The sequence below is a fragment of the Pseudomonas sp. dw_358 genome (assembly GCF_018449655.1).
In the GTDB taxonomy this organism is placed as follows: Bacteria; Pseudomonadota; Gammaproteobacteria; order Pseudomonadales; family Pseudomonadaceae; genus Aquipseudomonas.
Map to the genome: position 1 here is coordinate 48,685 of NZ_JAAVUX010000018.1, position 25,648 is coordinate 74,332.

23 protein-coding genes are annotated in these 25,648 nt (G+C 64.3%); 18 read left to right on the forward strand and 5 right to left on the reverse strand.

The window, feature by feature from the left end:
• Positions 1–32: 32 nt before the first annotated feature.
• Entirely contained in the window at positions 33–980 is a 948-nt protein-coding gene (locus HB675_RS21270) for an aldo/keto reductase (protein WP_213881110.1), read from the reverse strand.
• Between the two features lie 231 nt (positions 981–1,211).
• Here HB675_RS21270 and HB675_RS21275 point away from each other — a divergent pair, with 231 nt between their 5' ends.
• Complete coding sequence (locus tag HB675_RS21275; RefSeq protein ID WP_213881111.1) at positions 1,212–1,610, forward strand: SRPBCC domain-containing protein; 399 nt, start codon at positions 1,212–1,214, stop codon at positions 1,608–1,610.
• Positions 1,611–1,616: 6 nt separating this feature from the next.
• A complete protein-coding gene (locus HB675_RS21280; RefSeq protein ID WP_213881112.1) occupies positions 1,617–3,164 on the forward strand; it encodes a UbiD family decarboxylase in 1,548 nt (515 codons plus the stop codon).
• A gap of 264 nt (positions 3,165–3,428) precedes the next feature.
• Here HB675_RS21280 and HB675_RS21285 read toward each other — a convergent pair whose 3' ends face one another.
• A complete protein-coding gene (locus tag HB675_RS21285) occupies positions 3,429–4,280 on the reverse strand; it encodes a LysR substrate-binding domain-containing protein (protein WP_213881113.1) in 852 nt (283 codons plus the stop codon).
• Between the two features lie 102 nt (positions 4,281–4,382).
• Between HB675_RS21285 and HB675_RS21290 the strand changes: the two genes are divergently transcribed.
• Positions 4,383–5,852 carry an aldehyde dehydrogenase family protein gene (locus HB675_RS21290; protein WP_213881114.1) on the forward strand — a complete coding sequence of 490 codons (1,470 nt, stop codon included), beginning with the start codon at positions 4,383–4,385 and terminating at the stop codon, positions 5,850–5,852.
• Positions 5,853–5,900: 48 nt separating this feature from the next.
• On the opposite strand, the gene HB675_RS21295 is transcribed toward HB675_RS21290, so the two are convergent.
• Complete coding sequence (locus HB675_RS21295) at positions 5,901–7,073, reverse strand: saccharopine dehydrogenase NADP-binding domain-containing protein (RefSeq protein WP_213881115.1); 1,173 nt, start codon at positions 7,071–7,073, stop codon at positions 5,901–5,903.
• 108 nt (positions 7,074–7,181) lie between these two features.
• Between HB675_RS21295 and HB675_RS21300 the strand changes: the two genes are divergently transcribed.
• From HB675_RS21300 to HB675_RS21330, 7 genes are all read left to right on the forward strand, one after another.
• Positions 7,182–8,087, forward strand: coding sequence for a LysR family transcriptional regulator (locus HB675_RS21300; protein ID WP_213881116.1), 906 nt, complete (start codon positions 7,182–7,184; stop codon positions 8,085–8,087).
• A gap of 62 nt (positions 8,088–8,149) precedes the next feature.
• Positions 8,150–8,431: a peptidylprolyl isomerase gene (locus tag HB675_RS21305; protein ID WP_213881117.1), complete on the forward strand. Its 282-nt coding sequence runs from the start codon at positions 8,150–8,152 to the stop codon at positions 8,429–8,431.
• Positions 8,432–8,554: 123 nt separating this feature from the next.
• A complete protein-coding gene (locus HB675_RS21310) occupies positions 8,555–10,417 on the forward strand; it encodes an extracellular solute-binding protein (protein WP_213881118.1) in 1,863 nt (620 codons plus the stop codon).
• On the forward strand, positions 10,417–11,490 hold the full coding sequence (locus HB675_RS21315) for a microcin C ABC transporter permease YejB (RefSeq protein ID WP_213881119.1): 1,074 nt from the start codon (positions 10,417–10,419) through the stop codon (positions 11,488–11,490). Before HB675_RS21310 ends, HB675_RS21315 begins: the two co-directional genes overlap by 1 nt.
• A complete protein-coding gene (locus HB675_RS21320) occupies positions 11,490–12,506 on the forward strand; it encodes an ABC transporter permease (RefSeq protein WP_213881120.1) in 1,017 nt (338 codons plus the stop codon). Before HB675_RS21315 ends, HB675_RS21320 begins: the two co-directional genes overlap by 1 nt.
• A 13-nt stretch (positions 12,507–12,519) precedes the next feature.
• A complete protein-coding gene (locus HB675_RS21325; RefSeq protein WP_213881121.1) occupies positions 12,520–14,097 on the forward strand; it encodes an ABC transporter ATP-binding protein in 1,578 nt (525 codons plus the stop codon).
• Positions 14,098–14,139: 42 nt separating this feature from the next.
• Positions 14,140–14,910, forward strand: a complete 771-nt coding sequence (locus tag HB675_RS21330) for a 3-hydroxybutyrate dehydrogenase (protein ID WP_213881122.1) — start codon at positions 14,140–14,142, stop codon at positions 14,908–14,910.
• Between the two features lie 9 nt (positions 14,911–14,919).
• Here HB675_RS21330 and HB675_RS21335 read toward each other — a convergent pair whose 3' ends face one another.
• The gene (locus HB675_RS21335; RefSeq protein WP_213881123.1) at positions 14,920–16,083 is read right to left on the reverse strand and encodes a PilT/PilU family type 4a pilus ATPase; all 1,164 of its coding nucleotides are present in this window, start codon (positions 16,081–16,083) and stop codon (positions 14,920–14,922) included.
• A gap of 163 nt (positions 16,084–16,246) precedes the next feature.
• Between HB675_RS21335 and HB675_RS21340 the strand changes: the two genes are divergently transcribed.
• A complete protein-coding gene (locus HB675_RS21340) occupies positions 16,247–16,522 on the forward strand; it encodes a peptidylprolyl isomerase (RefSeq protein WP_213881124.1) in 276 nt (91 codons plus the stop codon).
• 112 nt (positions 16,523–16,634) lie between these two features.
• Positions 16,635–16,853 (forward strand): hypothetical protein, encoded by a 219-nt coding sequence (locus HB675_RS21345; RefSeq protein ID WP_213881125.1) that lies wholly within the window; start codon positions 16,635–16,637, stop codon positions 16,851–16,853.
• Between the two features lie 6 nt (positions 16,854–16,859).
• On the opposite strand, the gene HB675_RS21350 is transcribed toward HB675_RS21345, so the two are convergent.
• The gene (locus HB675_RS21350; RefSeq protein ID WP_213881126.1) at positions 16,860–17,141 is read right to left on the reverse strand and encodes a DUF1652 domain-containing protein; all 282 of its coding nucleotides are present in this window, start codon (positions 17,139–17,141) and stop codon (positions 16,860–16,862) included.
• 311 nt (positions 17,142–17,452) lie between these two features.
• On the opposite strand from HB675_RS21350, the gene HB675_RS21355 reads away from it, so the two are divergent.
• From HB675_RS21355 to HB675_RS21380, 6 genes are all read left to right on the forward strand, one after another.
• Positions 17,453–19,075: a methyl-accepting chemotaxis protein gene (locus tag HB675_RS21355; protein WP_213881127.1), complete on the forward strand. Its 1,623-nt coding sequence runs from the start codon at positions 17,453–17,455 to the stop codon at positions 19,073–19,075.
• 148 nt (positions 19,076–19,223) lie between these two features.
• Positions 19,224–20,489, forward strand: coding sequence for a 3-phosphoshikimate 1-carboxyvinyltransferase (aroA, locus tag HB675_RS21360; protein WP_213881128.1), 1,266 nt, complete (start codon positions 19,224–19,226; stop codon positions 20,487–20,489).
• A 177-nt stretch (positions 20,490–20,666) separates the two neighbouring features.
• On the forward strand, positions 20,667–21,689 hold the full coding sequence (locus HB675_RS21365; protein WP_213881129.1) for an iron ABC transporter permease: 1,023 nt from the start codon (positions 20,667–20,669) through the stop codon (positions 21,687–21,689).
• Positions 21,686–22,453: an ABC transporter ATP-binding protein gene (locus HB675_RS21370; RefSeq protein WP_213881130.1), complete on the forward strand. Its 768-nt coding sequence runs from the start codon at positions 21,686–21,688 to the stop codon at positions 22,451–22,453. Before HB675_RS21365 ends, HB675_RS21370 begins: the two co-directional genes overlap by 4 nt.
• Before the next feature lie 11 nt (positions 22,454–22,464).
• On the forward strand, positions 22,465–24,600 hold the full coding sequence (locus tag HB675_RS21375; protein WP_213881131.1) for a TonB-dependent siderophore receptor: 2,136 nt from the start codon (positions 22,465–22,467) through the stop codon (positions 24,598–24,600).
• Positions 24,597–25,631: an ABC transporter substrate-binding protein gene (locus HB675_RS21380; protein WP_345945788.1), complete on the forward strand. Its 1,035-nt coding sequence runs from the start codon at positions 24,597–24,599 to the stop codon at positions 25,629–25,631. Before HB675_RS21375 ends, HB675_RS21380 begins: the two co-directional genes overlap by 4 nt.
• Positions 25,632–25,648 lie beyond the last annotated feature (17 nt).

Here is a 25,648-nt window from a genome sequence, read left to right on the forward strand (position 1 = left end):
CCGAGCAAGCTCGGTCCAGCAGGAGTACCGGCCTACTTCACGTCAGTCAAAGCGGCGATCTGCTGCGGGCTGAGCCTCAAGGTTGCCGCCTTGGCAAAGCTCGCCACCTGCTCGACGCTGGTGGCGCTGGCAATGGGTGCGGTCACCCCTTCACGGGCGATCAACCACGCCAGCGCCACTTCCGCCGGTTTGGCTGAATGCTCGGCCGCCACGCCATCAAGCACCTCCAGCAGCGCCAGGCCACGTTTGTCCAGGTACTTGGCGATACCCTTGCCGCGCTTGCTCTTGCTCAGGTCCGCCTCGCTACGGTACTTACCCGAAAGGAACCCCGATGCCAGGCTGTAGTAAGTCACCACACCTATGTCATTGGCAATCACCGTATCGCGCAGGGCACCGTCGAACTGGCTGCGGTCGTACAGGTTATATTCGGGTTGCAGCACCTGATAGGCCTGCAACTGATGCTCGCGCGCGGCCAGCAGCGACGCCTGCAACTGCTCGGCATCCAGGTTGGAAACACCGACCGAGCGAATCTTGCCGGCCTTGAGCAACTGCTGATAGGCGCCAAGGGATTCTTCGTAGGGGGTTTGAGGGTCCGGCCAGTGGGAAAAATACAGTTCGACGTGATCGGTCTGCAGGCGTTCCAAGGATGCTTCCAGCGCCTTGGGAATATAGGCCGCCGACAGGCCCTTCTTGCCCTCCCCCATGTCCGAACCGACCTTGGTAAAGAGGGCTACCTTGTCCCGCACCCCAGGCCGTGCCTTGAGCCAGCGGCCAATGATGGTTTCCGATTCGCCGCCCTTGTTGCCCGGGGCCCAGGCCGAGTAGACGTCGGCCGTGTCGATGGCGTTGAAGCCATGATCGACGAAGGCATCGAGCACCGCGAAGCTGGTGGCCTCGTCAATGGTCCAGCCGAACACGTTGCCGCCGAATACCAACGGGGCGATGTCGAATCCGGTCTTGCCGAGTGGACGCTTTTGCATGTCGTTCTCCTTGCGAGTGAATTGAAACGTACGCAGACCTGGCAGGGGCTTAAGTCCAGACGTCAGATTTGCCCATTGGTTCGCCGCTCGCGGATGAAAGCCGTTTCACCTGCGGTCGGTCTGCATTAAACCTTTTGCACAAAACCGTTTGCGAGGCTCTGGCACCGAACTCTCGCCGCTACCCTGTACTCACACCACCAGCGAATTCATCCACTGCTGCCGGAGAAGGCCATGAGCACTTTGCACCACGCCATCAAGATTCAGGCGCCCCGCGCCAAGGTCTATCGCGCCCTTACAGACATTGCCCAGATGGGCCAGTGGCATCTGGGCGAGGTCGGCGGCGAAATAGCCCCGGGGAGCACCCTGACCCTCAGCCCGCGCGCCGGGCAGCGCTTCAGCTGGCGCACTGAATCCCTGCAAACCGACCAGGCTATCGTGCAGACCTGCACCGAAGGTGCCGGCAGCTCGGCCGGTAAACAACTCAGCTTCACGCTCAGTGATCTGCCGGGCGGCCTGACGCTGGTGCAGCTCAGTGACGGCGAATGGCACGAGGGCGATCCTCATCGAGCCTTTTGCAACACCCACTGGGGCGACGTCCTCAACCGCCTGAAAAATTTCACCGAGGAGTGAACGACCATGCCCCAGAAAAAACCCGATTCCTATAAGGTCAGCAAGCCCGGCGAACCCCATCCCATGGGCTGGGAAGTCCCGCCCGTCAATGATCTGCGCTCGGCCATCGAGCTGCTCAAGGGCCTGCCCGGCCAGTACATCGAGACCGACCGCGAGGTGGACCCCATTGCCGAATTGGCAGGTGTCTACCGCTACATCGGCGCCGGCGGTACGGTGATGCGGCCGACCCGAATCGGCCCGGCCATGACCTTCAACAGCATCAAGGGGTTTGCGGAGTCCCGGGTACTGGTAGGCATGATGGCCAGTCGCGAGCGGGTCAGTGCGCTGCTGGGCGCGCCGGTGCGCGAGCTTGGCATCCAGATGGCCGAAGCGCGCCGGCATATTCTGCCGCCAGAAATCGTCGACGCCAGCAAGGCGCCCTGCCAGCAAGTGGTGCACCGGGCCAGCGACCCTGATTTCGACTTGCGCAAATTGCTGCCCGCCCCCACCAACACCCCGGACGACGCCGGCCCGTTCTTCTGCTTGGGGCTGGTCCTGGGCAGCGATCCCGACGACCGTGAGAACGTCGACGTGACCATTCACCGTCTGTGCGTGCAAGGCAAGGACGAAATGTCGATCTTCTTTGCCCCAGGTCGCCACATCGATGCTTTTCGACAGAAAGCCGAAGCCCAGGGCAAGCCCTTACCGGTCTCGATCAACATGGGGCTGGACCCGGCAATCCTGATCGGCGCCACCTTCGAAGCGCCGACCACGCCGTTCGGCTTCAATGAGCTGTGTGTCGCCGGCGGACTGCGCGGCCGCGCGGTGGAATTGGTGGAGTGCCTGACCGTGCCGCAGGTGGCCATTGCCCGCGCCGAGATCGTCATCGAAGGCGAGATCCTGCCCGACGTGCGCGTGGCCGAAGACCAGAACACCGGCACCGGCAAGGCCATGCCCGAGTTTCCCGGCTATAACGGCAACGCCAACCCCTCGCTGCCGGTGATCAAGGTCAAGGCCATCACCACCCGAACCCGGCCGATCCTGCAGACCTTGGTCGGGCCCGGCGAAGAGCACGTGAGCCTCGCGGGCATCCCCACCGAAGCCAGTATCCACCTGGCCTGCGAGGACGCCCTGCCAGGCCTGGTCAAGAACGTGTACGCCCACAGTTCCGGCGGCGGCAAATTCCTCGCGGTCATCCAGGTCGCCAAGCGCAACGCCGCCGACGACGGTATGGCCAAGCAGGCAGCCGTGATCGCCCTGGCGGTGTACCGCGAGCTCAAGAACGTCATTCTGGTGGACGAAGACGTGGACCTGTTCGATACCAACGACGTGCTCTGGGCCATGCAGACACGTTTCGTCGGTGATCTGGACACCACCTTCCTGCCAGGGGTGACCGGGCACGTGCTGGACCCTTCGCAAACCCCCGAGTACGACCCGCGGGTGTCGAGCAAGGGCACCACCACCAAGACCATCTTCGACTGCACGGCGCCCTTCCATCTGAAGGAGCACTTCGTGCGCGCGCAATTCAAGGAAGTGGACCCGGCCCTGTGGGCGCCAGAGTTGTTCAGCCGTTGAGGCACCGGCAAGCACTGCGGACGACGGTTGCCCCGGGTCTGAATCGGCGGCCGAGGAGAGCTCGAAGTGTTGTTGGGCCGTCAGTTTTTCAGGCGCTTGTCTGCGGCGTGGCCAAGGGAGCCCGCCGCCCAGCGGATTCAGGGTCAGCCGATCGCCGACAGCTCACTTGCCGCGTGGTCTCTGAGGAAGTCGAAAATCTGGACCCGGTCAATCAGGCAATACACCCCGCCCCAGGGTGGAGAAATCTGCAACAGCTGGAGGATTTCAGCCCTCCTGCAAATCCAGCAAGCGCTGCGCATTGCCCCGCAAATGCCCGCTGCGCCAGACAAAGTACAGGTCCGTACGCCCCGCTGCCCCCAACGAATGCACCCGCACCGCCGCCCGCCCCGGCAGCGTATCGAGCATCGCCCGGGGCACCCAGGCGGCACCCGCACCAGCGCCCACGCAGGCGAGCATGGTGTGATAGGACTCCATTTCGATCAGCGGCAGCCGCTCGCCCCCGGTGGCTTGGAGCCATCGGTCCAGACGCAGGCGAAACGAGCAGTTCTGCCGAAAGCCATACACTTCCCGACACTGGAGGTCACCGGCTGACCGCACCGGGCCGTGGGCACGCTCAGTGATCAGCAGCAGGTCATCCGAAAACGCATAGCGGCTGTCCAGCGCCGGTGATTGCACCGGACCGTCGGTCAGGGCGATGTCCAATAACCCCTCGGCGACCTGACTCATCAAGACTTCGGAGACGTCACTGCGGATATCCATGCTGACCTGGGGATGGCGTTGGCGAAAGCGTCCCACCAACTGCGGCATGAAGGCCACCAGGCCGACGTCCAACGCGCCGAGGGTCAGGTGTCCGCCAATCTCCTCCTCGCGCACCAATGCCTTGGCACCATCGCTCAACTCAAGAATCTGCAACGCCCGCTCCAGCAGCGCCCGGCCGGCCGGCGCCAGGGTGAGGCGCTGTTTCTCTCGCACGAACAACTGGCAATCCAGATCGGCTTCCAGTTGCTGAATGCGCAGGGTCACACCGGACGGTACCCGGTGCAATTCCTTGGCGGCGACCGTCACCGAGCCGGTGCGGGCCACCGCGCAGAAGGCACGTAATTGCGAAAGCTGCATAGATATTCTCTTCTTGGAAACGGTCGACTCAATATATTTCAATTTCCACAACAACTGCAAAGCCCTAGGCTGAACCTCACATGAACCTGCGGAGAAACTTCCATGTACGACGAATTGATCCAGGCCCTGCTGCCCCGCGAACCCGCCCAGTTCATCGGCGGCCAATGGCACCCCGGCCGCGAGACCCGCGACGTCCTGAACCCGGCTGACGAGCGCGTGATCGGCGTAGTTGCCGAGGGCGATGAGCACACGGCCGAACTGGCCGTCAGCCATGCCGCCAAGGCGCAGAAAGCCTGGGCACGTCTGGGTCTCGCAGCGCGCGCCGACCATCTGCAGCGTCTGCTGGAGCAGGTACAGAGCAACGCCGAGGGCTTGGCTCGCCTGCTGGTCACCGAGCAAGGCAAACCTATCAAGGAAGCGCGTGCCGAAGTGCAGATGGCCCTGACCATGTTGCGCTATCACGCCGGCCTGGGCTTTCGCCAGACCGGCCAGGTCATGGCCTCAGGCACGCCGGGCCGAACCATCAGCATCCGTGAAGAACCCTACGGCGTCGTCGCCGCGATCATCCCCTGGAACTTCCCGCTGGCCATGTTCCTGCGCAAGGTGGCCCCGGCTATCGTTGCGGGCAATGCCATCGTGGTGAAACCGAGCGAAAACACGCCGCTCTCGTCACTGGCCATGGCAACCCTGTGCCAGCGCGCCGGCATCCCGGCGGGCGTGGTCAGCGTGGTCACCGGCCCCGGCAAATCCTTGGGCGATGCGTTGGTCCGTCATCCTAAGACTCAACTGGTCACCATGACCGGCTCCACCCGTGCCGGCGTGCAGATCTTGCAGGCTGCTGCCGAGAAGGTAATCCCCGTCTCCCTGGAACTGGGTGGCAAGGCGCCGTTCATCGTCATGGCCGATGCCGATCTCGAGCGTGCGGCCAAGGATGCTGTGGCCTCGCGCATGACCAACTGCGGTCAGGTGTGCATCGCCAACGAACGCACCTACGTCCACGCCTCTGTTCATGACCGTTTCGTCGAGGCCGTGGTGCGCGAGGTCCAGCACCTTAAACTTGGCAACCCGCAGGATGACGGTACCGATATCGGGCCCAAAGTCAGTGCGGCCGAACGTGATAGCGTCAACGCGCACCTCAAGCGCGCGCTGGAGCAAGGCGCGAAGATCGCCTTTGGCGGCTCACAGACCTTACCGGCCGGGCTGGAGAAAGGATACTGGGTCGCACCGACAGTACTGACCGGCGTGGGCGCCGACGCTGATGTGCTGCGTGCCGAAGTGTTCGGGCCTGTATTGCCGATCGTGGCGTTCGAGCATGAAGAACAAGTCATAGAGTGGGCCAACGACAGCGAGTACGGCTTGAGTGCCTACGTCTACACCCAGAACCTGGGCACGGCCATGCGCCTGGTAGACGAACTGGAAAGCGGCGAGGTCTATGTCAACCGGATCGGTCCGGAAGAAATCAACGGTTTCCATGCGGGCTGGAAACGTTCGGGACTGGGCGGCGATGATGGCGAGCAAGGTTATCGCACCTATGTGCGCACCAAAGTGACCTACCTGGATTACAACCGGTAAGTGACCACCGCCCCCACACTGCAACCGTGTGGGGGCGGCGGCCGAGGGTCAGCCCTCCACGCTGAAGCGCAAGCCGACATGGGCGGTCAACCGCGCCACCAGTGCTTCGTTCAAGGCCGAAGCCGGTGTCCAGCACCCGCCCGGCGTGCGGGTCTGGTCCACGTCGAAGGCCAGGGTCAACGCCGATTCGGCAAGCATTTTCGAGGTCGACAGGTAGCCCGGGTCCTCGTCACAGCTCACCGAAGCCCGCAGTACCTGGCCGTCGCCCAGCTCGGCGATGAACAGCAGATCATAGAACCCCGCCTCCATTTCTGCCTGGGTCGGGCCTTGCCCTGGCTGCGGATGGCCGCCTTCGTTGAAGGAGAAACCTTGCAGGCTCGGCCCGGCATCGGCGGACGGCGCGCCAGGCAGCATCAGCATTTCGTCGTACTGGAAAGCATCGCCCCACGGCTGGCCCAGCATCAGGTTACTGCGGTGCACGGTCTTGGGGTTGATGTCGGCCATGATGAACGGCCCAACCCACGTGCCGGCCAGTTCGTCTTCATAAGGCGTCTGGCCATCGGGTTGTGCAACCCCCTTGAAGCCGGCGGTGTAGGCAAACGGATCCGCCAGGACAGCCGCCACTGCCGGGTCCCTGGCCACGGCCTCTTCGGTCGCGCCGACACTGGCAAAGGTACCGCCAGACAACACACCGTGCATGGCTCGCACACGACCGCGAACACGATGGGCGTAGCGGCCGAACTGACCCAGAGCCTGTTGCTGGGCAAACCACACGCCCAGGTCGAACGGCACCGAGTCGAAACCGCAGGAGAACACCAGTCGGGCACCGCTGGCGTTGGCGGTGGCCTGATGGGTGGTGATCATCTCGGCAATCCAGTTCGGCTCGCCGCAGAGGTCGACATAATCGGTGCCGAGTTCCGCGCAAGCAGCCACCAAGGCGCTGCCGTAGCGCTGATAAGGCCCGACCGTGGAAATCACCACCCGCGTGCGCGCCACCAGGTCACGCAAGGTGGCCGGCTGGCCGGCGTCGGCCTCGATCAACTGCACGCCGCTGTCGGCGGGCCAACTGCCGCGTATCGCCTGCAGCTTGCTCAGGCTGCGCCCGGCAATGGCCCATTTCAGTTGGCCATTGCCATAACGGCCTTGCAGGTAGTTGGCCACTAGCTGACCGGTGTAACCGGTGGCGCCCAGCACGACGACATCAAATTCTTTCTGGCTCATGGTACGCAAAGGCTCCGGGGCACGGGTTGAGAGGCCGCCAATCTAACAGCCCCTCTCACCCATGATTAGAGGCTATGATGGCCATGCACTTATAACCCTGAGGCATCAATGGTGGGCGAGTCCCTTAACGACCTGAACGCGTTCCTGCTGGTGGCCCGCGCGCGCAGCTTTACCAAGGCCGCGGCGCAGATGGGTATCTCGCAACCGGCCCTGAGCCGCATCATCCGCAAGCTGGAGGCACGCCTGGGCGTGCAGTTGCTGACCCGCAGCACCCGCAGCGTGGCACCCACCGATGCCGGGCTGCGCCTGATCGAAACCGTGGAGCCGCACTTCGACGGCATCGAAGCCGGCGTCGCCGAGCTGCGCGAGCTGGGTGGACGGCCGGCCGGGAGCCTGCGCATCACCTCGCTGGAGCACGCGAGCAAGACCGTACTGGCCCCTGCCCTGTGCCAATTGATGAGCGACTACCCCGAGATCAATGTGGAGATCAGCAACCATTACGGTCTGGTGGACATCGTCGCCGAGCGCTTCGATGCCGGCATTCGGCTGGGCGAACAGCTGGCCAAGGACATGATCAGCCTGCGCATCGGCCCGGATTTCCGGCTGATGGTGGTGGGCGCCCCGTCCTATCTGGCGCGCAGGGGGCGCCCGCGTACGCCCCATGACCTGATCCACCATCGGCGCATCGACTTGCGCCTGCCCACCTCCGGCGGGATGTGGTCGTGGCCGTTCAGCAGGAACGGTCAAGAGATCAAGGTGCGCGCCGAAGGGCAGCGGGTCTGCAACAACCTGCCGCTGATGGTCGACCTGGCCCTGGGTGGGCTGGGCCTGACCTGTGTGCCGGAGCACTACGTGGAGGACGAACTGGCCAGTGGACAACTGGTGCAGGTACTGGACGACTGGTGCACCGTCGAACGCGGTTATCACCTTTACTACCCCAGTCGCCGCCAGATGAAGCCGGCCTTTCGCTTGCTGCTGGATATCCTCCGCGGTCAGAATGCCGCAGCCAGTTGAATGTGTGGAAGAAAGCCCCCACCTATGAACTGAACACCTTTCCATGACCCTAGGAGTCTCCCATGCCTAAAGCCACTGCCCGTCACATCCTGGTTTCCAGCGAAGACAAATGCAACGAACTCAAAACCCAGATCGAAGGTGGCGCCAGCTTTGCCGACGTGGCCAAGGCCAACTCCAGCTGCCCGTCCAGCCGTCAGGGCGGTGACCTGGGTTCGTTCGGTCCTGGCCAGATGGTCAAGGAATTCGACACCGTGGTCTTCAGCGCGCCACTGAACGTGGTGCAAGGCCCGGTCAAGACCCAGTTCGGCTACCACCTGCTGGAAGTGACCAGCCGTCAGGACTGATCCCTGCACAGTGCTGAACCGCTGTAAAAAAAACGGCCCACCTTCGCGTGGGTCGTTTTGTTTGCATGACTATTCGCGCATGATGGGGGCACGTTTCCTACCGACGGGATAGCCATACACTCCATGCGCACGGTTTTCGCCTCCCTTCTGCTGACGATGCTTGCGTTCATCGCCCCGGCTGCGTTCTGCCTGCCGCTGCATGCCCTGACCGTCTACGGCGAAGCGCCGCGCTACCCCGAGAACTTCCAGCATTTCGACTACGTCAACCCGGATGCGCCCAAAGGCGGCAGCCTGCGACGCTCAGCGGTGGAACTGGGGCAGTTCGACCACATGCTGCCTTACATCGACAAAGGCACCGGCGTGTCGCAAATCGACGGCCTGGTGTACGCACCGCTCGCCGTCCGTTCGCTGGATGAGCCCTACACCGTCTACGGTCTGGTGGCCGAGCGCATGGAGCGCGCCGCCGATGGGCTGTCCCTGCGCTTCTACCTGAACCCCAAGGCACGCTTCGCCGACAACACACCCATCACCGCCCAAGACGTGGTCTACACCTACAACCTGTTGATGACCCAGGGCAGCCTCAAGTACCGCACCGAGTTCGCCGACGTGGACAAGGTCCAGGTCGAGTCGCCCGGCGTGGTGCGCTACGACTTCAAGAACGCCGATAACCGTACCCTGGCACTGGACCTGGCGACCCTGCCAGTGTTTCCCGAGCACTGGTGGAAAACCCGCGATTTTGCCGACGGCGGCGGTTTTGAAGCGCCCTTGGGCAGCGGCCCGTACAAGGTCGGCAAAGTGGACAACGGGCGCAGCATCACTTTCGAGCGCGACCCGAACTGGTGGGGCAAGGACCTGCCGGTGAGCCGCGGCATGTACAACTTCGATCACTTCGGCATCGAGTATTTCGGCGACACCGACGTCGCCCGGCAGATCCTGCGCGGCGGCGGCTACGACTACAACCGCGAGTTTTCCGCCACCGGCTACACCATCGGCTACGCCAGCCCGGCCCTGGATGACGGCCGCCTGCAACGCGCCCACCTGGCCAGCGCCGGGCTGCAGGCGTCCCAGGGCTTTGTCTTCAACCTGCAACGGCCGATGTTCCAGGACCGCCGCGTGCGCGAGGCGATTGCCCTGCTCTGGGACTTCGAATGGACCAACCGGCAGATGATGCGCAATATGTACCTGCGCCAGCAGAGCTACTTCTCCAACAGCCCGCTGGCCGCCACCCAACTGCCCGGCAGCGATGAACTCAAGCTTCTGGAGCCTTTGCGCGGGCAGATCCCCGACGAAGTCTTCACCCAGGTGTTCAAGGCGCCGCACACCGACGGCAGCGGCCTGATCCGCGACAAACAGCTGCAAGCCCTGGCCCTGCTGGAGCAGGCTGGCTGGCACCCGGACGGCGACCGGCTGGTGAACGCCAAGGGCGAGCCGCTGGCCTTCACTTTCCTCAACGCCCAAGGCGGCTTCGAGCGCCTGCTGCTGCCATGGAAGCGCAACCTGGCGCAGATCGGCATCACCCTGGACATTCGCCGCATCGATTCGGCCCAGTACCTCAACCGCCTGATGGCCCGCGACTACGACATGATCGTCACCGGCTACCCGGTGTCCCCGGCGCCGGGCAACGAGCTGTACAACTATTTTGGCTCCAAGGCCGCCAACGACCCCGGTTCGAGCAACTACATGGCGTTGCAGAACCCGGCGGTGGACAGCCTCATCGACGGCCTGGTGCGCGCCCGTACCCAGCCACAGATGGCGCTCTACGCCCATGCCCTGGACCGCGTGCTGCAATGGAACTATTACTGGATACCCAACTATTATCCCCCCGGCACCTCGACCGTGTGGTGGAACCGCTTCGGTATCCCCGCGACACCGGCCAGCAATGACGAGGCGCCGGAAACCTGGTGGGAAATCAGCCCGCAAGCGCTGACCAACGCACAGATGGCGCTCCATGGGCAAAAGCCCCTCGCACCGCCCAAGGAGCCCTGATGCCCGCCTACATCGCCCGTCGCCTGCTGCTGATCCTGCCGACCCTGGTGATCATCCTGCTGGTCAATTTCGTGATCATCCAGGCCGCCCCCGGTGGCCCGGTGGAACAGGCCATCGCCCACCTGCAAGGCCTGGGCGGCGCCGCGGCGGGCGACGGCGGCGGCGACCGCGCCCAAGGCGCGGCACAAGGCACCTCCCGCGCCAGCCGCGGTCTGGACCCGAAACTGATCGCCGACATCCAGCGCCAGTACGGCTTTGACAAACCCGCACCGGAACGCCTGTGGTTGATGCTCAAGCACTACGCCGTACTGGATTTCGGCGACAGCTTCTTTCGCGGCGCCAAGGTCACCGACCTGATCCTGCAGAAGATGCCGGTGACCTTGTCCCTGGGCTTCTGGGCCACCCTGATCACTTACCTGGTGTCCATCCCGCTGGGAATTCGCAAGGCCGTGCGCCATGGCAGCGCATTCGATATCTGGAGCAGCAGCGCCATCGTCATCGGCTACGCCATGCCGGCGTTTCTGTTCGCCATGCTGTTGATCGTGCTGTTCGCTGGCGGCACCTCGCTGAATTGGTTCCCGGTGCGCGGGCTGGTGTCGGACAACTTCGACCAGTTGAGCCTGGTGGGCAAGCTGGCCGACTACTTCTGGCACCTGGTGCTGCCGGTGACCTCTTTGGTGATCGGCGGCTTTGCTACCCTGACCATTCTCACCAAGAATTCGTTTCTCAACGAAATCACCCGCCAGTACGTGGTGACCGCGCGGGCCAAGGGCCTGAGCGAGCGGCGCGTGCTCTACGGCCACGTCTTTCGCAACGCCATCCTGCTGGTGGTGGCCGGGCTTCCCCAGGCCTTCGTCAGCGTGTTCTTCGCCGGCTCCCTGCTGATCGAAGTGATCTTCTCCCTCGACGGTCTGGGCCGCATGAGTTACGAGGCAGCGGTGGCACGGGACTATCCAGTGGTGTTCGGCTCGCTGTTCATCTTCACCCTCGCGGGCCTTTTGATGAAGCTGATCGGCGACCTCTGCTACACCCTGGTGGACCCCCGGATCGACTTTTCAGCGAGGAACGCCTGATGCTGTCCAGTATCAGCCAACGCCGCCTGCAGCGCTTTCGCAGCAACCGTCGCGGCTGGTGGTCGCTGTGGCTGTTCATCGGCCTGTTCACCCTGTGCCTGGGCGGCGAACTGATTGCCAATGACAAACCCCTGGTGCTCAAATACCACGGCAGTTACTACTTTCCGGTCTTCAAGCGCTACACCGAGCAGCAACTGGGCGGCGAACTGCCCTTCCAGCCCGACTACCGCAGCGAGTACGTGCGCCAGTTGATCGCCCGTGGCGGCGGCTGGATGTTGTTCCCGCCGATTCCCTTCAGCGCCGACACGCCCAACTACGACCTGCTCAAACCCGCACCCAGCCCGCCCAGTGCCGAGAACTGGCTGGGCACCGATGATCAGGCGCGGGACGTGTTGGCCCGAGTGATCTTCGGCGCCCGGGTGTCGATCCTGTTTGCCCTGGCCTTGACGGTCATCAGCTCGTTGATCGGCATTGCGGCCGGCGCCCTCCAAGGCTACTACGGCGGCTGGATCGACCTGATCGGGCAACGCCTGTTGGAGGTCTGGTCGGGGCTGCCGGTGCTGTACCTGCTGATCATCCTGTCGGGTTTCGTGCTGCCCAACTTCTGGTGGTTGCTGGGCATCATGGTGCTGTTTTCCTGGCTGGCGCTGGTGGACGTGGTGCGCGCGGAGTTTCTGCGCGGGCGTAGCCTGGAATACGTCAAAGCGGCGCGGGCGCTGGGCCTGACCGACCGCAAGATCATCCTGCGGCATATCCTGCCCAATGCCATGAACGCGACCTTGAGCTACCTGCCGTTCATATTGACCGGCGCCATCTCGACCCTGACCGCGCTGGATTTTCTTGGCTTCGGCATGCCCGCAGGCAGTGCGTCGCTGGGCGAGTTGATCGCCCAGGGCAAAACCAACCTGCAAGCGCCGTGGCTGGCCTTGACTGCCTTTTTTACCTTGGCGGTGGTGCTGTCGCTGCTGGTGTTCATCGGCGAAGCGCTGCGCGATGCCTTTGATCCCCGTGCCTGACCTGGAGCGCTCAATGATTCATAACCTCATCGAGATCCGTGACCTGAGCGTGGGCTTCAACGGCCAGCAGGTGGTCAGCAAGGTCTCGCTGGACATCCCCGAGGGCCAGTGCGTGGCGCTGGTGGGCGAGTCGGGCTCGGGCAAATCGGTGACCGCCCATTCGATCCTGCAACTGCTGCCCACCGTCGGCCTGCAGACCACCGGCAGCATCCGCTTTCGCGGCCAGGAAATGCTCGGCGCCAGCGGCAAGATCCTCCGGCAGATCCGTGGCAACCGCATCGCCATGATCTTCCAGGAGCCCATGACCTCGCTCAACCCACTGCACACCGTGCGCAAGCAGATCGGCGAAACCTTGCTGGTGCACAAGGGCCTGAGTGGCAAGGCGGCGTTGCAGCGCACCGTCGAGTTGCTGGAGCTGGTGGGTATCAAAAACCCCGAGCAGCGCCTCAAGGCCTACCCCCATCAGCTGTCCGGGGGCCAGCGCCAGCGGGTGATGATTGCCATGGCCCTGGCCTGCGAGCCGGACCTGCTGATTGCCGACGAGCCGACCACGGCGCTGGACGTGACCGTGCAGCGGCGCATTCTTAAGCTGCTGAAGTCGTTGCAGGAGCGTCTGGGCATGTCGCTGCTGCTGATCAGCCACGACCTCAACCTGGTGCGCAGCATCGCCCAGCACGTGTGCGTCATGCGCGCCGGTGAAATCGTCGAACAGGCCGCCAGTGAAACCCTGTTCTGCACGCCGCAGCATCCCTACAGCCAGCTGTTGCTCGACGCCGAACCGGCGGGTGAGGCCCTGCCCAGGGACGATCGCGAGGCGGTGCTGGAGGTGGACCAACTGAAGGTCTGGTACCCCATCGGCGGCGGCCTGTTTCGCGGGCCTCGGGAATACGTCAAGGCCGTGGACGGCATCAGCCTGTCGTTGCAGCGGGGCAAGACCCTTGGCATCGTCGGCGAGTCCGGTTCGGGCAAGTCGACCCTCGGCCAGGCCATCCTGCGCCTGCTTGACTCCGAAGGCGGCATCCACTTTCAGGGTCAGGCCTTGCAGGGTTTGAGCAACGACCAGATGCGGCCTTGGCGCAAGCACTTGCAGGTGGTCTTTCAGGACCCGTTCGGCAGCCTCAGCCCACGGCTGTGCGTGTCGCAGATCATCAGCGAAGGACTGGAGGTGCATGCACAGCTCGACGCCGGCCAGCGCGACGCCGAGGTGATCCGCGCCCTCGAGGAAGTCGGCCTGGACCCGGCCACACGGTTTCGTTACCCCCACGAATTTTCCGGCGGCCAGCGCCAACGTATCGCTATTGCCCGCGCGCTGGTGCTCAAGCCGGCCTTGATCCTCCTGGATGAACCGACCTCGGCGCTGGACCGCACGGTGCAGAAACAAGTGGTCGCCCTGCTGCGCCAGTTGCAGGAGCGCCACGGCCTGACCTACCTGTTCATCAGCCACGACCTGGCCGTGATCCGCGCCCTGGCCCATGATGTGATTGTGGTCCGCGACGGCCAGGTGGTGGAGCGCGGCGCCAGCCATGACCTGTTCGAGGCACCCCGGCATCCCTATACCCAGGAGTTGCTACGGGCGGCGCATGTGGATTGAACAGGGCAGCCTCAACCCCCCCGAAAAGAGGACAAAAACAACATGACCCTCAAAGGCAAGACCGCACTGGTCACCGGTTCCACCAGCGGTATCGGCCTGGGCATCGCCCGTGTATTGGCTCAAGCAGGCGCCGATGTCGTACTCAACGGCTTTGGTGACGCCAGCGCCGTGGTCGCCGACCTGGCGCAATACGGCACGCGCATCGGCCATCACCCCGCCGACGTCAGCGACCCGGCGCAGATCGCCGCGATGTTTGCCTACGCCAGCGAACAGTTCGCCCCGGTGGACATCCTCGTCAACAACGCCGGCATCCAGCACGTGGCCGCCGTCGAAGCCTTTCCCGTCGAGCGCTGGGACGCAATCATCGCCATCAACCTGTCGTCGGTGTTCCACGGTTCCCGCTTGGCCCTGCCGGGCATGCGCGAACGCAACTGGGGCCGGATCATCAACATCGCCTCAGTCCACGGTCAGGTCGGCTCCACCGGCAAGGCGGCCTACGTCGCGGCCAAGCACGGGGTGATCGGCCTGACCAAGGTGGTGGGGCTGGAAACCGCCACCACCCAGGTGACCTGCAACGCCATCTGCCCCGGCTGGGTGTTGACGCCGCTGGTGCAAAAGCAGATCGATGAGCGGGTCCAGACGGGTACCGCGCCACAACAGGCACGCGAAGACCTGCTGGCGGAAAAACAGCCGTCGCTGGAATTTGTCACGCCTCAGCACCTCGGCGAACTGGTGTTGTTTCTCTGCAGCGACGCCGGCAGCCAGGTACGAGGTGCGGCGTGGAACATGGACGGCGGTTGGCTCGCGCAATGATGCCGAGCATTATTGGCCCGGCGTGTCTCGGTCCGACACCAGGCCCCAGTCGGCGCTGGTGATCTCTGCGGCCGCAATGGGAGCGGCCGGTGCGCTGGTCTGCTCGACACCGCCTTCGCGATGCAATTTGAGGCGCAGGCGCAGGTTGTTCACCGAGTCGGCGTTCTTCAGGGCTTCCTCTTCGTCGATAGCGCCCTCCACCGCCAGTTCGAACAGGGCATGGTCGAAAGTCTGCATGCCCAGGTTCACCGACTTTTCCATGATGCCCTTGAGCTCGGAAAATTCGTTGCGGTGAATGAAGTCGCGCACCGTGGGCGAGCCCAGCATCACTTCCACCGCTGCCCGGCGCTTGCCGTCGGTGGTGCGCACCAGGCGCTGCGAGACAAACGCCTGCAGGTTGTTGCCCAGGTCGTTGAGCAGTTGCGGGCGGCGGTCTTCCGGGAAGAAGTTGATGATGCGGTCCAGCGCCTGGTTGGCGTTGTTGGCGTGCAGGGTAGAGATCGCCAGGTGCCCGGTGTCGGCGAAAGCCAAAGCGTGCTCCATGGTCTCGCGGTCACGGATCTCGCCAATGAGGATCACGTCCGGCGCCTGGCGCAGGGTGTTTTTCAGGGCCGCCTGGAAGCTGCGGGTGTCGACCCCGACTTCGCGCTGGTTGATGATCGATTTTTTGTGCCGATGAATAAACTCCACCGGGTCCTCGATGGTGATGATGTGCCCGCTGCTGTTGCGGTTGCGATAATCGATCAGGGCCGCCAACGAGGTGGACTTGCCCGAACCGGTGGCGCCGACGAACAGCACCAGGCCGCGCTTTTGCATGATCACATCGAGCAGGGACACCGGCAGCTTGAGGTCTTCGAAGCGCGGAATGTCGAGCTTGATGTTGCGCGCGACGATGGACACCTCGTTGCGTTGCTTGAAGATGTTCACGCGAAACCGGCCGACCCCGGATACCGACAGCGCCAGGTTCATTTCCAGATCGCGCTCGAAGTCGATCTTCTGCTCGGCATCCATGATCGAAGCCGCCACCACCGCCAGCTCGCCAGGCTTGAGGGCTTCGCCACTGAGTGGCTTGAGCACCCCGTTGAACTTGGCACAGGGCGGCGCCCCGGTGGACAGGTACAGATCCGACCCATCCTGGGTGGCGAGAATCTTGAGCAGGGCTTGGAGTTCCATAAGCGGTCCGCAATACAATGGAGAGGCGATAAGCTTGCAGCTTGGCCACAAGTGGCGACAAAGACAAAGGATACCTTATGGATGGCAGGGCTGCGGCGACCAACGCCGTCGCACGGCACGCCACTTTGCGGCATAATCCGCGACTTTTTGCCCGGAGCGTTCCATGAAAGCACAGGCTCGTCATATTCTGCTCAAGACCGCCGAGCAGGCCGAGGCCCTCAAACAGCGCATCGCCAATGGCGAAGCGTTCGATGTGCTGGCCAAGCAATATTCCACCTGCCCGTCCGGCAAGCGCGGCGGCGACCTGGGCGAAGTGCGTCCGGGGCAGATGGTCTCGGTGATCGATCAGGTGATTTTCAAAAAGCCGCTGCGGGTCGTCCATGGGCCGATCAAGAGCAAGTTCGGCTATCACCTGGTGCAAGTGTTCTACCGCGACTGACGTGCCGCGATCAACCCTGGGCCAGTTGACGGGCGGCAGGCGAAAGCCGCTGTACAAGGCCTTGCCGGTCGGTATACTCGCGCGCCCGTCTGCCCAGCCTTGAGAGAATGCCATGACCGCCCACATCCCGGACATACCGGATGCCGAAACCGCCGAAGCCGTCGGCATTGAAAAAACCGCCGTGCCGGCGTTCAGCTTCCCGTTCAACCCGGCGAAGTTCGCGGATGCCGCGAAAAAGGCGCCCAACTACCCTGGCGCCGGTAAATCCACCCACGACAAGACGCCTGGTCGTGCACCCAATGGCACACGCCGGTCGATGGGCAAGCGCTGATACCGGTCAGTGATGCCGGCGCTGTAACAGGTTGCGGCCGTGGAAGTCAGCCTGGAACCATTCCTGATTGGCTTTGAGCTCCTCGCGCAGCTGCGCGAGCAAGTCATTGATGTCACGCACGGTGGCCAGGGACTCGGTGGGAATGCCGACCACCAGCAGATCCACCTGCCCGGTCTTGGGATCGGTGACCTCAACGGTGAGGTTGCCCCCCGGGTTGATGGTGCAGTGGCAGGTCATGGGGTTGAAGCTCGCCTCGATGATGCGGCGCAGCTCGACTGTGGGAATCATGGCAGAACCTCCGTATAGGCAATAAAAAGCATGATCAAAGCCTGACCTCTCTGCGGCGGTTTTCTGGCAACTGGCGAATGCTGGGGATATAGACAGCAAATACCCTGCCAGCGCTATGCGCGTCCATCGCCGTGGCACGGCGAAGGATATCAAGCTGCCATCAGTCAAGGCGCCGAGCAAGGTCCAATCAACGCGACGTGTCTAGACCGGGCCATGCACCGAAACAGCCCGCCGCCCTGGTGATTTGCGCCTCAAGTCCATGCATCGCGGGCCGATAGGTGGTGGAACCTCCTGCGTAACGGACCTGCCCCATGAACCTGCGCCAACTGCGTATCTCCACCCGAGCCGCCCTCAGCTTCGGCATCATCTGCGTGCTGATGCTCGGCTTTGGCGCCTTCGCCATCGTCCAGATCAATCACATGCGCGAAGCCGTGGTGCACACCGAAGAAGTGTCCCACGCGGGCACTCGCTACCTGGGCAGCATCCGCGACAACTCTCTGGGCATCCGGGTAATGACATTCCGCCTGATGATGAACCGCGACCCGGCCGTGCTCAAACCCGGCATCGACCGCGTGACCTTTCTGCGTGGCGAGCTGGACAAGGCCTTGCAAGGCTATGCGAGCGTCGTGCCTGATGCGGCGCAAAGTGCCTATGGGCGCATGAAGCAGGTGGTCAGCCAGTACCAGGAGCTGCTGGGCCGCTACCAAAGTTTGTCCGACCAGAATGACATAGCGGCCATGCAGGCCCTGCTCAACGGCTCCATTCAGGACCTGTCCAACCAGACCGGCGACCTGTTCAACGAACTGGTGAAGATCAACGCTCAGGAAGGTGCCAACTACACCGCCGCCGCCAAGGCCCGCTACGACACGGCCATCACCACCACCGTGGCGATGCAGGCGGGCATTGTGCTGTTGACCATTTTCCTGGCCTGGTGCCTGACCCGCAGCATCGTCGTGCCCTTGCGTGAATCCATCGGCCTGGCCGAACGCATCGCCAGCAACGACCTGACCAGCCGCATACAGGTCAGCGGCAACGACGAAGCCACCCAGTTGCAGCAGTCCCTGGCGGTGATGCAGCAGAGCCTGATCGATACCCTGCGCGCCATCAGCGATTCATCGCACCAGCTGGCCGCAGCCGCCGAAGAAATGACGGCCATCACCCACCAGACGTCTACCGACCTGGGCAACCAGGACGCAGAAATCCAGCAGGCCGCCACCGCCGTCACCGAGATGAGCAGCGCCGTGGACGAAGTGGCCAGCAACGCGGTGTCCACCGCCGACGCTTCCCAGGCTTCGACCATTGCAGCCCGCACGGGCCGGGAGCGGCTGGACACCACCATCGCCGCCATCCGCCACATGAGCGAGCGCGTGGCCCAGACCGCGACCCAGGTGCAGCAACTGGCGGCTCACTCGGCCGATATCGGCAAGATCCTCGACGTGATCCGCGGTCTGGCCGAACAGACCAACCTGCTGGCCCTCAACGCGGCCATCGAAGCGGCCCGGGCCGGGGAAGCCGGGCGCGGCTTTGCCGTGGTGGCCGATGAAGTGCGGGCGCTGGCCGGCCGTACCCAGAGCTCGACCCAGGAAATCGAACAGGTCGTGGCCGCGATCCAGGCCGGCACCGCCAAGGTGGTCGACACCATGCACATCAACAGCGAGCAGGCGCGCACCACCCTGGATTCGGCCCAGCATGCCGGCCAGGCCATGGACGAGATGAGCGGCGCGATTTCGCAGATCCACGAACGCAACCTGGTGATCGCCAGCGCGGCCGAAGAGCAGGCTCAGGTCTCACGGGAAATCGACCGCAACCTGGTCAACATCCGCGACCTGTCGCTGCAGACCTCCGAAGGCGCCAGTCAGATCGACAGCGCCAGCCAGGCGTTGTCCGGGTTGTCCCATGAACTGAGCCGAATGGTCGGGCGGTTCAAGTTGTAAAGCGCATACGCCGCACACTGTGGGAGCAGGCCTTGTCCTGCGATGAGGCCAGCCGCCCTACCATCGATTTACCCGCAACACTGGCCCCCACCCCCTTGAACTGGCACCATTGTCGTTTTCCGACTGCCGCTTCAAGAGAATCGATCCGATGAGCGTAAATGACACCGTCACTTTGATCCCCAAGGGCCAGCCTCTCAAAGGCCAGGTCAGCCCTCCGGGTTCCAAGTCGATCACCAACCGCGCGTTGCTGCTGGCCGCCCTGGCCAAGGGCACCAGCCGCCTGGACGGCGTCCTCAAGAGTGACGACACCCGGCACATGTCCAACGCCCTGCGGCAGATGGGCGTGAGCATCGAAGAGCCCGACGCCACGACTTTCGTCGTTACCGGCAGCGGCCGCTTGCAGGCCCCCGAGGCCGCCTTGTTTCTCGGCAACGCCGGCACCGCTGTGCGCTTTCTCACCGCCGCAGTGACCAGCGTGGACGGCAGCGTCACCCTGGACGGCGATGATTACATGCGCAAGCGCCCCATCGGGCCGCTGGTGCAGGCCTTGCGCCAGGCCGGCCTGAGCGTCGACAGTCCCACCGGCTGCCCGCCGATCCAGGTGCGCGGCAGTGGCAAGATCACCGCCACCCGCTTCGAGATCGACGGCGGCCTTTCCAGCCAGTACGTCTCGGCGCTGCTGATGCTGGCGGCCTGTGGCGAGCAGGCGGTGGACGTGGCCCTGATCGGCCACGACATCGGTGCCCGTGGCTATGTCGACCTGACCTTGGCCTGCATGCGCGCCTTTGGCGCCGACGTCACCGAACTGGATGCCAACACCTGGCGCGTGGCCCCGACCGGCTACGTCGCCACCGATTACTACGTCGAGCCCGATGCCTCGGCCGCCACCTACCTCTGGGCCGCCGAAGCCCTGACCGCGGGCGCCATCGACCTCGGCGTGGCCAGCGACACCTTCACCCAGCCGGACGCCCGGGCCCAGACTTTCATCGCACAATTCCCGAACATGCAGGCCGAGATCAACGGCTCGCAGATGCAGGACGCCATTCCAACCCTGGCCGTGCTCGCCGCGTTCAACCGTACGCCGGTGCGTTTCGTCGAGCTGGCCAACCTGCGGGTCAAGGAATGCGACCGCGTCCAGGCACTCTACGACGGCCTTAACGCCATTCGCCCGGGCCTGGCAACGGTCGAGGGCGATGACCTGCTGGTAGCCGCCGACCCGGCCTTGGCCGGCAGCCACAGCGACTGCTCGATCAACACCCACGCCGACCACCGCATTGCCATGTGCTTTGCGCTGGCCGGGTTGAAGGTCAGCGGTATCCGTATCCAGGACCCGCTGTGCGTGGGGAAGACTTACCCGCAGTATTGGAAGGCGCTGGAGTCGCTGGGGGTGGAGCTGGAGTGGGTAAAGGCCTGAGCACAGCGCTGTAGCTTGCTCGGTGTTCAGTGGGGAGCCTTGCACTGAGCAGTTCCCGAGCAAGCTCGGTCCTACAGGCGTCGGTGGCTTGGTGCGACAATATGTAGCACCCTGACAATTAGGCCTCGGGCATCGCTATATGATCTTCTATACAGCGTTCCTCCTTGAGCTTTCTCGATGCCCGTGCCAGACCCCTCGCGCCGTTTTTCGGCCTGGCTGATCAGTGCCCTTGCCCTGCTTCTCGTCACCGCTCTCGTCTCCCTGACCCTGGGCCGATACCCCATCAGCCTGGGCGAACTGCTGCATTTCCTCACCGCCAGCGGCAATCTGCCGGCCGACCGCGTGTCCCTGCTGCACAGCGTCATCATCGACACCCGCCTGCCGCGTATCCTCGCCGCTGCGCTGGTAGGCGCCGGGTTGTCGGTGTCCGGGGCGGCGTACCAGGCGGTGTTTCGCAACCCGCTGGTGTCCCCCGGCCTGCTCGGGGTGCTCAGCGGTTGCGCGCTGGGTGCCTCGCTGGCCATCGTGCTGGGGCTGCACGGCCTGTGGATCTCGGTGCTGGCCTGCGTGGCCGGGCTGCTGGCGGTGGCGGTCGGGGTCGGCGTGGCGGCGCTGTTTACCAGCCCGTCGATACTGATGCTGGTGCTCGGCGGGATTGTCAGTAATGCCCTGTTCACCGCGCTGTTGTCCATCGTGCAATACCTGGCCGACCCACAGGAGCAATTGCCCACCATCATCTACTGGATGCTCGGCAGTCTCAGTGCCGTGGACCACCATGCTTTGGCCCTGACCGCACCGGTACTGACCCTGGCCATTGTGCTGATGTGCGGGCTGGGGCGAGTCATCGACGCGCTGTCTCTGAGCGACGACGAAGCCCACAGCCTCGGCGTGCCAGTGCACCTGATCCGCTACGGGGTGATCGCCCTGGCCACCCTGATCAGCGCCCTGACCGTCAGCATCGCCGGCATGGTCGGCTGGGTCGGCTTGCTGGTGCCGCACCTGGCGCGCTTTCTGGTCGGGCCGAACAGCGCTCGATTGCTGCCCATCAGCGCCTGCCTGGGCGGGGTGTTTCTGCTGGCGGCCGACGCGATCGCCCGCAGTCTCAGCGCCGGGGAAATCCCCCTGGGCATCATTACCGAACTGTTCGGCGCCGTGGCCTTTGTGCTGGTGCTCAGCCGCGTGCGCCGGGGCTGGCTATGAGCCTGATTCTTGAAGCCCTAGGGCTGAGCTACCGAATCGCCACGCGCACTGTGCTGAACAGGGTGTCCATGCAGGTCGCCAAAGGAGACTGCATCGCCCTGCTCGGCGCCAACGGGGCCGGCAAGAGCACGCTGTTGCGCCTGCTGCTCGGGCTGCTCAAGACCGATGACGGCGAGGTCCTGCTGGACGGTCAGCCGCTGACCGGCCTGAGCCGTCGGCACATCGCCCGACGCCTGGCCTACGTGCCGCAAAGCCATGTGCCGAGCTTTCCCTACCGGGTCCGCGAGGTGGTCAGCCAGGGGCGCCTGCCCAGCACCGGCCTGGGCCGTGGCCCGAACGCCGCCGACCACCTCGCGGTCGACCAGGCCCTTGCGCAACTGGGCATCGAGCACCTCGCGCCACGCCTCTACACCGAATTGTCCGGCGGCGAACGCCAGCTGACGCTGATCGCACGGGCCCTGGTGCAAGAAGCCCAGGTGATCGTCCTCGACGAACCGGTGGCGGGCCTTGACTACGGCCACCAGCAACGCCTGCTGGAACATTTGCAGCGCCTGGCCGCCCAGGGCCTGAGCATCCTGTGCAGCAGCCATCACCCGGAACATGCGCTGGCCTGGGCCAACCGGGTATGGGTGCTGGAACACGGCCAGTTGATCGCTGACGGCACGCCGTTCGAGGTGATCGACGCGCCCCTGATCGAACGTCTCTATCAACGGCGAGTCGGTCAGATCGACCTGCCGCCCCACCGTTTTTTCGTCCCCTTGTGAGCCTCGCCGCCATGCCCTCGACTTTTGCCCGTCTTGCTCTGTCTCCACTGTGCCTTGCAGTCTCCATGGGCATTGCCCAGGCTGCCGATTCCAACACGGTGCAACTGGCGCCCATCGACGTGACGGCCAACCCGTCCAGCGATGACGACACGCCCTTGGCCAAAGACAAGACCACCACGGCCCTGGGTCCGCTGGGCGAGCGCAAGCTGCAGGACATCCCCTACGCCATCAGCGTGGTCGGCGAGGACATCATCGACAACCAGCAGTACAAGAGCTTCAAAGACATCCTGCGCCTGATGCCGTCGGTACAGGGCGATGGCGCCCGCCCGCAGACCCGCGGCATGCAAGGCAGCGTGGTGCAGAACACGCGGCTGGATGGCCTCAACATTGTCTCCACCACCGATTACCCGGCCGAGCAGTTTTCCAGCATCGAAGTGCTCAACGGCCTGTCCGGTTCGTTGTACGGCCCGGCCAACCCGGCAGGCACCTTCAACTTCGTCTCCAAGCGCCCCACCGATGAAACCCGCAACCGCGTGACCGTGGGCGTCGGTACCGGCCTGACCTGGCTCAAGGAAGCCGACCTGTCCGGGCCTTTCGACCCGAACGGGCGCATCAAGTACCGCCTGAACCTGCTCGACGAGCAGGGCCAGGGCTACAACCCCGGCAGCCAGTTGCGCCGCCAACTGGTGAGCCTGGCGCTGGACTTCCAGATCACCGACAAGGACCTGCTGGAAACCAACTTCAGCTACTACAACTACCTGGACAAGGGCTTGCCGGGCAAATTTGCCCTGGGCACGGGTGTCAGCCTGCCCCATGCGCTGAACCCGACCCTGAACAACCTCGGCCAGAGCTATGCGGGCGACAACAACACCACCGAGACCGGCAGCGTCCACTGGAAGCATGATTTCAACGGCAACTGGAAACTGGACGTGGGCGGCCTGCGGCAGATTGCCGACCGTGAAGCCACCGCAGTGACCAACACCCTGACCTCCAATACCGGCCAGTACACCACCAGTGTGGGCACGGCCACCGCCAGCCGCTTCACGATCAACAGCTACCTGGTGAGCCTCAACGGCAGTGAATGGACCGGCCCGGTCAAGCATGACCTGACCCTGGGCCTGAGCGGCTTCAGCTGGAGCAACTACAACCCGGTCGACGGCGCCAACCGCAACATCGGCACGTCCAGCCTGGCCGACCCGCAGAACATTGCCGAGCCGGACTACCCGGACTTCACCGACCGCTACAAGTCGGCCGTGGCCACCCAACGGGCGATCATCATCGGCGACACCCTGACCTTCACCCCGCAGTGGAGCCTGATGCTGACCGGCAGCCAGAGCCGCTTGACCAGCCGCAACTACGCCAAGACTGGCATCACCGTGCAGCCCGGTTCCGCCGACAGCGGCTGGAGCTCGGCCGTGAGCCTGTTGTACAAGCCGATCGAGGACCTGACCCTCTACGCCACCTACGCCGACAGCCTGCAGCAGGGCGACACGGCCCCTTCGAGCACCCTGAACAACCCTAACGTCATCCTCGCCCCCTACCGCAGCCGCGAGGACGAAGTCGGTGCCAAATGGGCACTGGGCCGCATCAACCTGTCCCTGGCCGCCTTCCAGATCAAGCGCCCGTACGCCTACGTGCAAAACGGCACCTATGCCGTGGGCGGCGAGCAACGCAACCGGGGCCTGGAGTTCATGGCCGACGGCAAGGCCTCGCAGAACGTCCACCTGTTCGGCGGCGTGACCTGGCTCGACCCGAAGCTGCTCGACACCGGCACCGCCAGCACCGAAGACACCCAGATCGTCGGCCTGGCCAAGTACACCGCCAACCTGCTGACCGTGGTGGACATCCCGCAAGTGCGCGGCCTGTCGCTGAACCTCAACAGCCGCTACGTCGACCGTCGCGCCACGGCCAACGATGACTCGTCCTGGGCCTCGGGCTACAGCACCTTCGACGCCGGCGCAAGCTTGGCCACCACCCTGTGGCACCGCAACACCACCTACCGCCTGGAAGTCGAGAACCTGACCAACCGCCGCTACTGGACCAACATCGTGCCCGGCGCCCTCAACGGTTACTCCGGCGCCGGCACCACCAGCGCCTCCCTGGGCAATCCGCGGGAAGTCCAGGCGTCGATCCAGGTGGACCTGTGAGGCCGCATCCCTGGCTGGGCTTCGCCGCGCCCTGTCTGATCAGCCTGTGCCTCGGCGCTGCGTTCGCCTGGGCGGGCCCGGCGCATACGGTGCTGGACGACAGCCAGCAAACGGTCACAGTCCCGGCCAAGGCCCAACGCATCGCCGACGGCTGGTACGCTCACCACGTGTTGCTGATGACCCTGGGCGCCGGCGGCAAGATCGTCGCCACGGTCAACCATGAGCGCTCCCAGCCGTGGATGTTCCAGGTGCAGCCGTCGCTGCGCCAGGCCGTCAGCGTGCCCGGCACTGCCTTCAGCGGCGAAAGCCTGCTGGCAGCCAAGGTCGACCTGGCCTTCGTCAGCACGGGCGACCGCAACGCTCTGGCCTACCAGCAGGCCGGCATTCCCGTGGTGCGGGTCGGCTTCAAGGACCTGGCGGGGCTGGAGCATGCCTTGACGTTGACCGCCCAGGCCTTGGGCGACCCGGTGGCCGTGCAGCGCGCGGCCACCTATAACACTTACCTGGAAAAACAACGGGCGACGGTCAAGGCACGCACGGCCAACCTGACCGAACAGCAACGCCCGCGCGTCTTGCACATCGCCTCGCTGAACCCACTCAAGGTGGATGGCGACAACACCCTGATCGACGACTGGATTCACCTGGCGGGCGGCCGCAATGCCGCCACCGGGCTGCACGGCAACCTGCAACTGGTCTCCCCGGAACAGCTACTGGCCTGGCAACCGGACGTGCTGATCCTCGCCGCCGATGCCGGCGACATTGCTCAGTCCCCCGCCAGCGCCCTGCTCCAACAACTCACCGCCGTGCGCCAGGGCCACGTCCTGCGCAACCCCGCCGGGGTCTTCCCGTGGGATCGCTACGGCACCGAGATCGCCCTGCAACTGCCCTGGGCCGCCCAGCAGCTGCACCCGGACCTGTTCAAGGACATCGACCTGAATGCCATGACCGTGGACTTCTACCAGCGCTTCTTCGACTACCCCCTGACGCCAGCTCAGGCCGGGCGTATGATGGCCGGCCTGCGGCCTGAGTGATCGAAAGCGAGACCGGC

What these genes read in the sequence shown, in the direction of transcription:
- HB675_RS21270 (WP_213881110.1), bottom strand. Translation starts at nt 980, where the DNA reads ATGCAAAAGCGTCCACTCGGCAAGACCGGATTCGACATCGCCCCGTTG.
- HB675_RS21275 (WP_213881111.1), top strand. Translation starts at nt 1,212, where the DNA reads ATGAGCACTTTGCACCACGCCATCAAGATTCAGGCGCCCCGCGCCAAG.
- HB675_RS21280 (WP_213881112.1), top strand. Translation starts at nt 1,617, where the DNA reads ATGCCCCAGAAAAAACCCGATTCCTATAAGGTCAGCAAGCCCGGCGAA.
- HB675_RS21285 (WP_213881113.1), bottom strand. Translation starts at nt 4,280, where the DNA reads ATGCAGCTTTCGCAATTACGTGCCTTCTGCGCGGTGGCCCGCACCGGC.
- HB675_RS21290 (WP_213881114.1), top strand. Translation starts at nt 4,383, where the DNA reads ATGTACGACGAATTGATCCAGGCCCTGCTGCCCCGCGAACCCGCCCAG.
- HB675_RS21295 (WP_213881115.1), bottom strand. Translation starts at nt 7,073, where the DNA reads ATGAGCCAGAAAGAATTTGATGTCGTCGTGCTGGGCGCCACCGGTTAC.
- HB675_RS21300 (WP_213881116.1), top strand. Translation starts at nt 7,182, where the DNA reads ATGGTGGGCGAGTCCCTTAACGACCTGAACGCGTTCCTGCTGGTGGCC.
- HB675_RS21305 (WP_213881117.1), top strand. Translation starts at nt 8,150, where the DNA reads ATGCCTAAAGCCACTGCCCGTCACATCCTGGTTTCCAGCGAAGACAAA.
- HB675_RS21310 (WP_213881118.1), top strand. Translation starts at nt 8,555, where the DNA reads ATGCGCACGGTTTTCGCCTCCCTTCTGCTGACGATGCTTGCGTTCATC.
- HB675_RS21315 (WP_213881119.1), top strand. Translation starts at nt 10,417, where the DNA reads ATGCCCGCCTACATCGCCCGTCGCCTGCTGCTGATCCTGCCGACCCTG.
- HB675_RS21320 (WP_213881120.1), top strand. Translation starts at nt 11,490, where the DNA reads ATGCTGTCCAGTATCAGCCAACGCCGCCTGCAGCGCTTTCGCAGCAAC.
- HB675_RS21325 (WP_213881121.1), top strand. Translation starts at nt 12,520, where the DNA reads ATGATTCATAACCTCATCGAGATCCGTGACCTGAGCGTGGGCTTCAAC.
- HB675_RS21330 (WP_213881122.1), top strand. Translation starts at nt 14,140, where the DNA reads ATGACCCTCAAAGGCAAGACCGCACTGGTCACCGGTTCCACCAGCGGT.
- HB675_RS21335 (WP_213881123.1), bottom strand. Translation starts at nt 16,083, where the DNA reads ATGGAACTCCAAGCCCTGCTCAAGATTCTCGCCACCCAGGATGGGTCG.
- HB675_RS21340 (WP_213881124.1), top strand. Translation starts at nt 16,247, where the DNA reads ATGAAAGCACAGGCTCGTCATATTCTGCTCAAGACCGCCGAGCAGGCC.
- HB675_RS21345 (WP_213881125.1), top strand. Translation starts at nt 16,635, where the DNA reads ATGACCGCCCACATCCCGGACATACCGGATGCCGAAACCGCCGAAGCC.
- HB675_RS21350 (WP_213881126.1), bottom strand. Translation starts at nt 17,141, where the DNA reads ATGATTCCCACAGTCGAGCTGCGCCGCATCATCGAGGCGAGCTTCAAC.
- HB675_RS21355 (WP_213881127.1), top strand. Translation starts at nt 17,453, where the DNA reads ATGAACCTGCGCCAACTGCGTATCTCCACCCGAGCCGCCCTCAGCTTC.
- aroA (WP_213881128.1), top strand. Translation starts at nt 19,224, where the DNA reads ATGAGCGTAAATGACACCGTCACTTTGATCCCCAAGGGCCAGCCTCTC.
- HB675_RS21365 (WP_213881129.1), top strand. Translation starts at nt 20,667, where the DNA reads ATGCCCGTGCCAGACCCCTCGCGCCGTTTTTCGGCCTGGCTGATCAGT.
- HB675_RS21370 (WP_213881130.1), top strand. Translation starts at nt 21,686, where the DNA reads ATGAGCCTGATTCTTGAAGCCCTAGGGCTGAGCTACCGAATCGCCACG.
- HB675_RS21375 (WP_213881131.1), top strand. Translation starts at nt 22,465, where the DNA reads ATGCCCTCGACTTTTGCCCGTCTTGCTCTGTCTCCACTGTGCCTTGCA.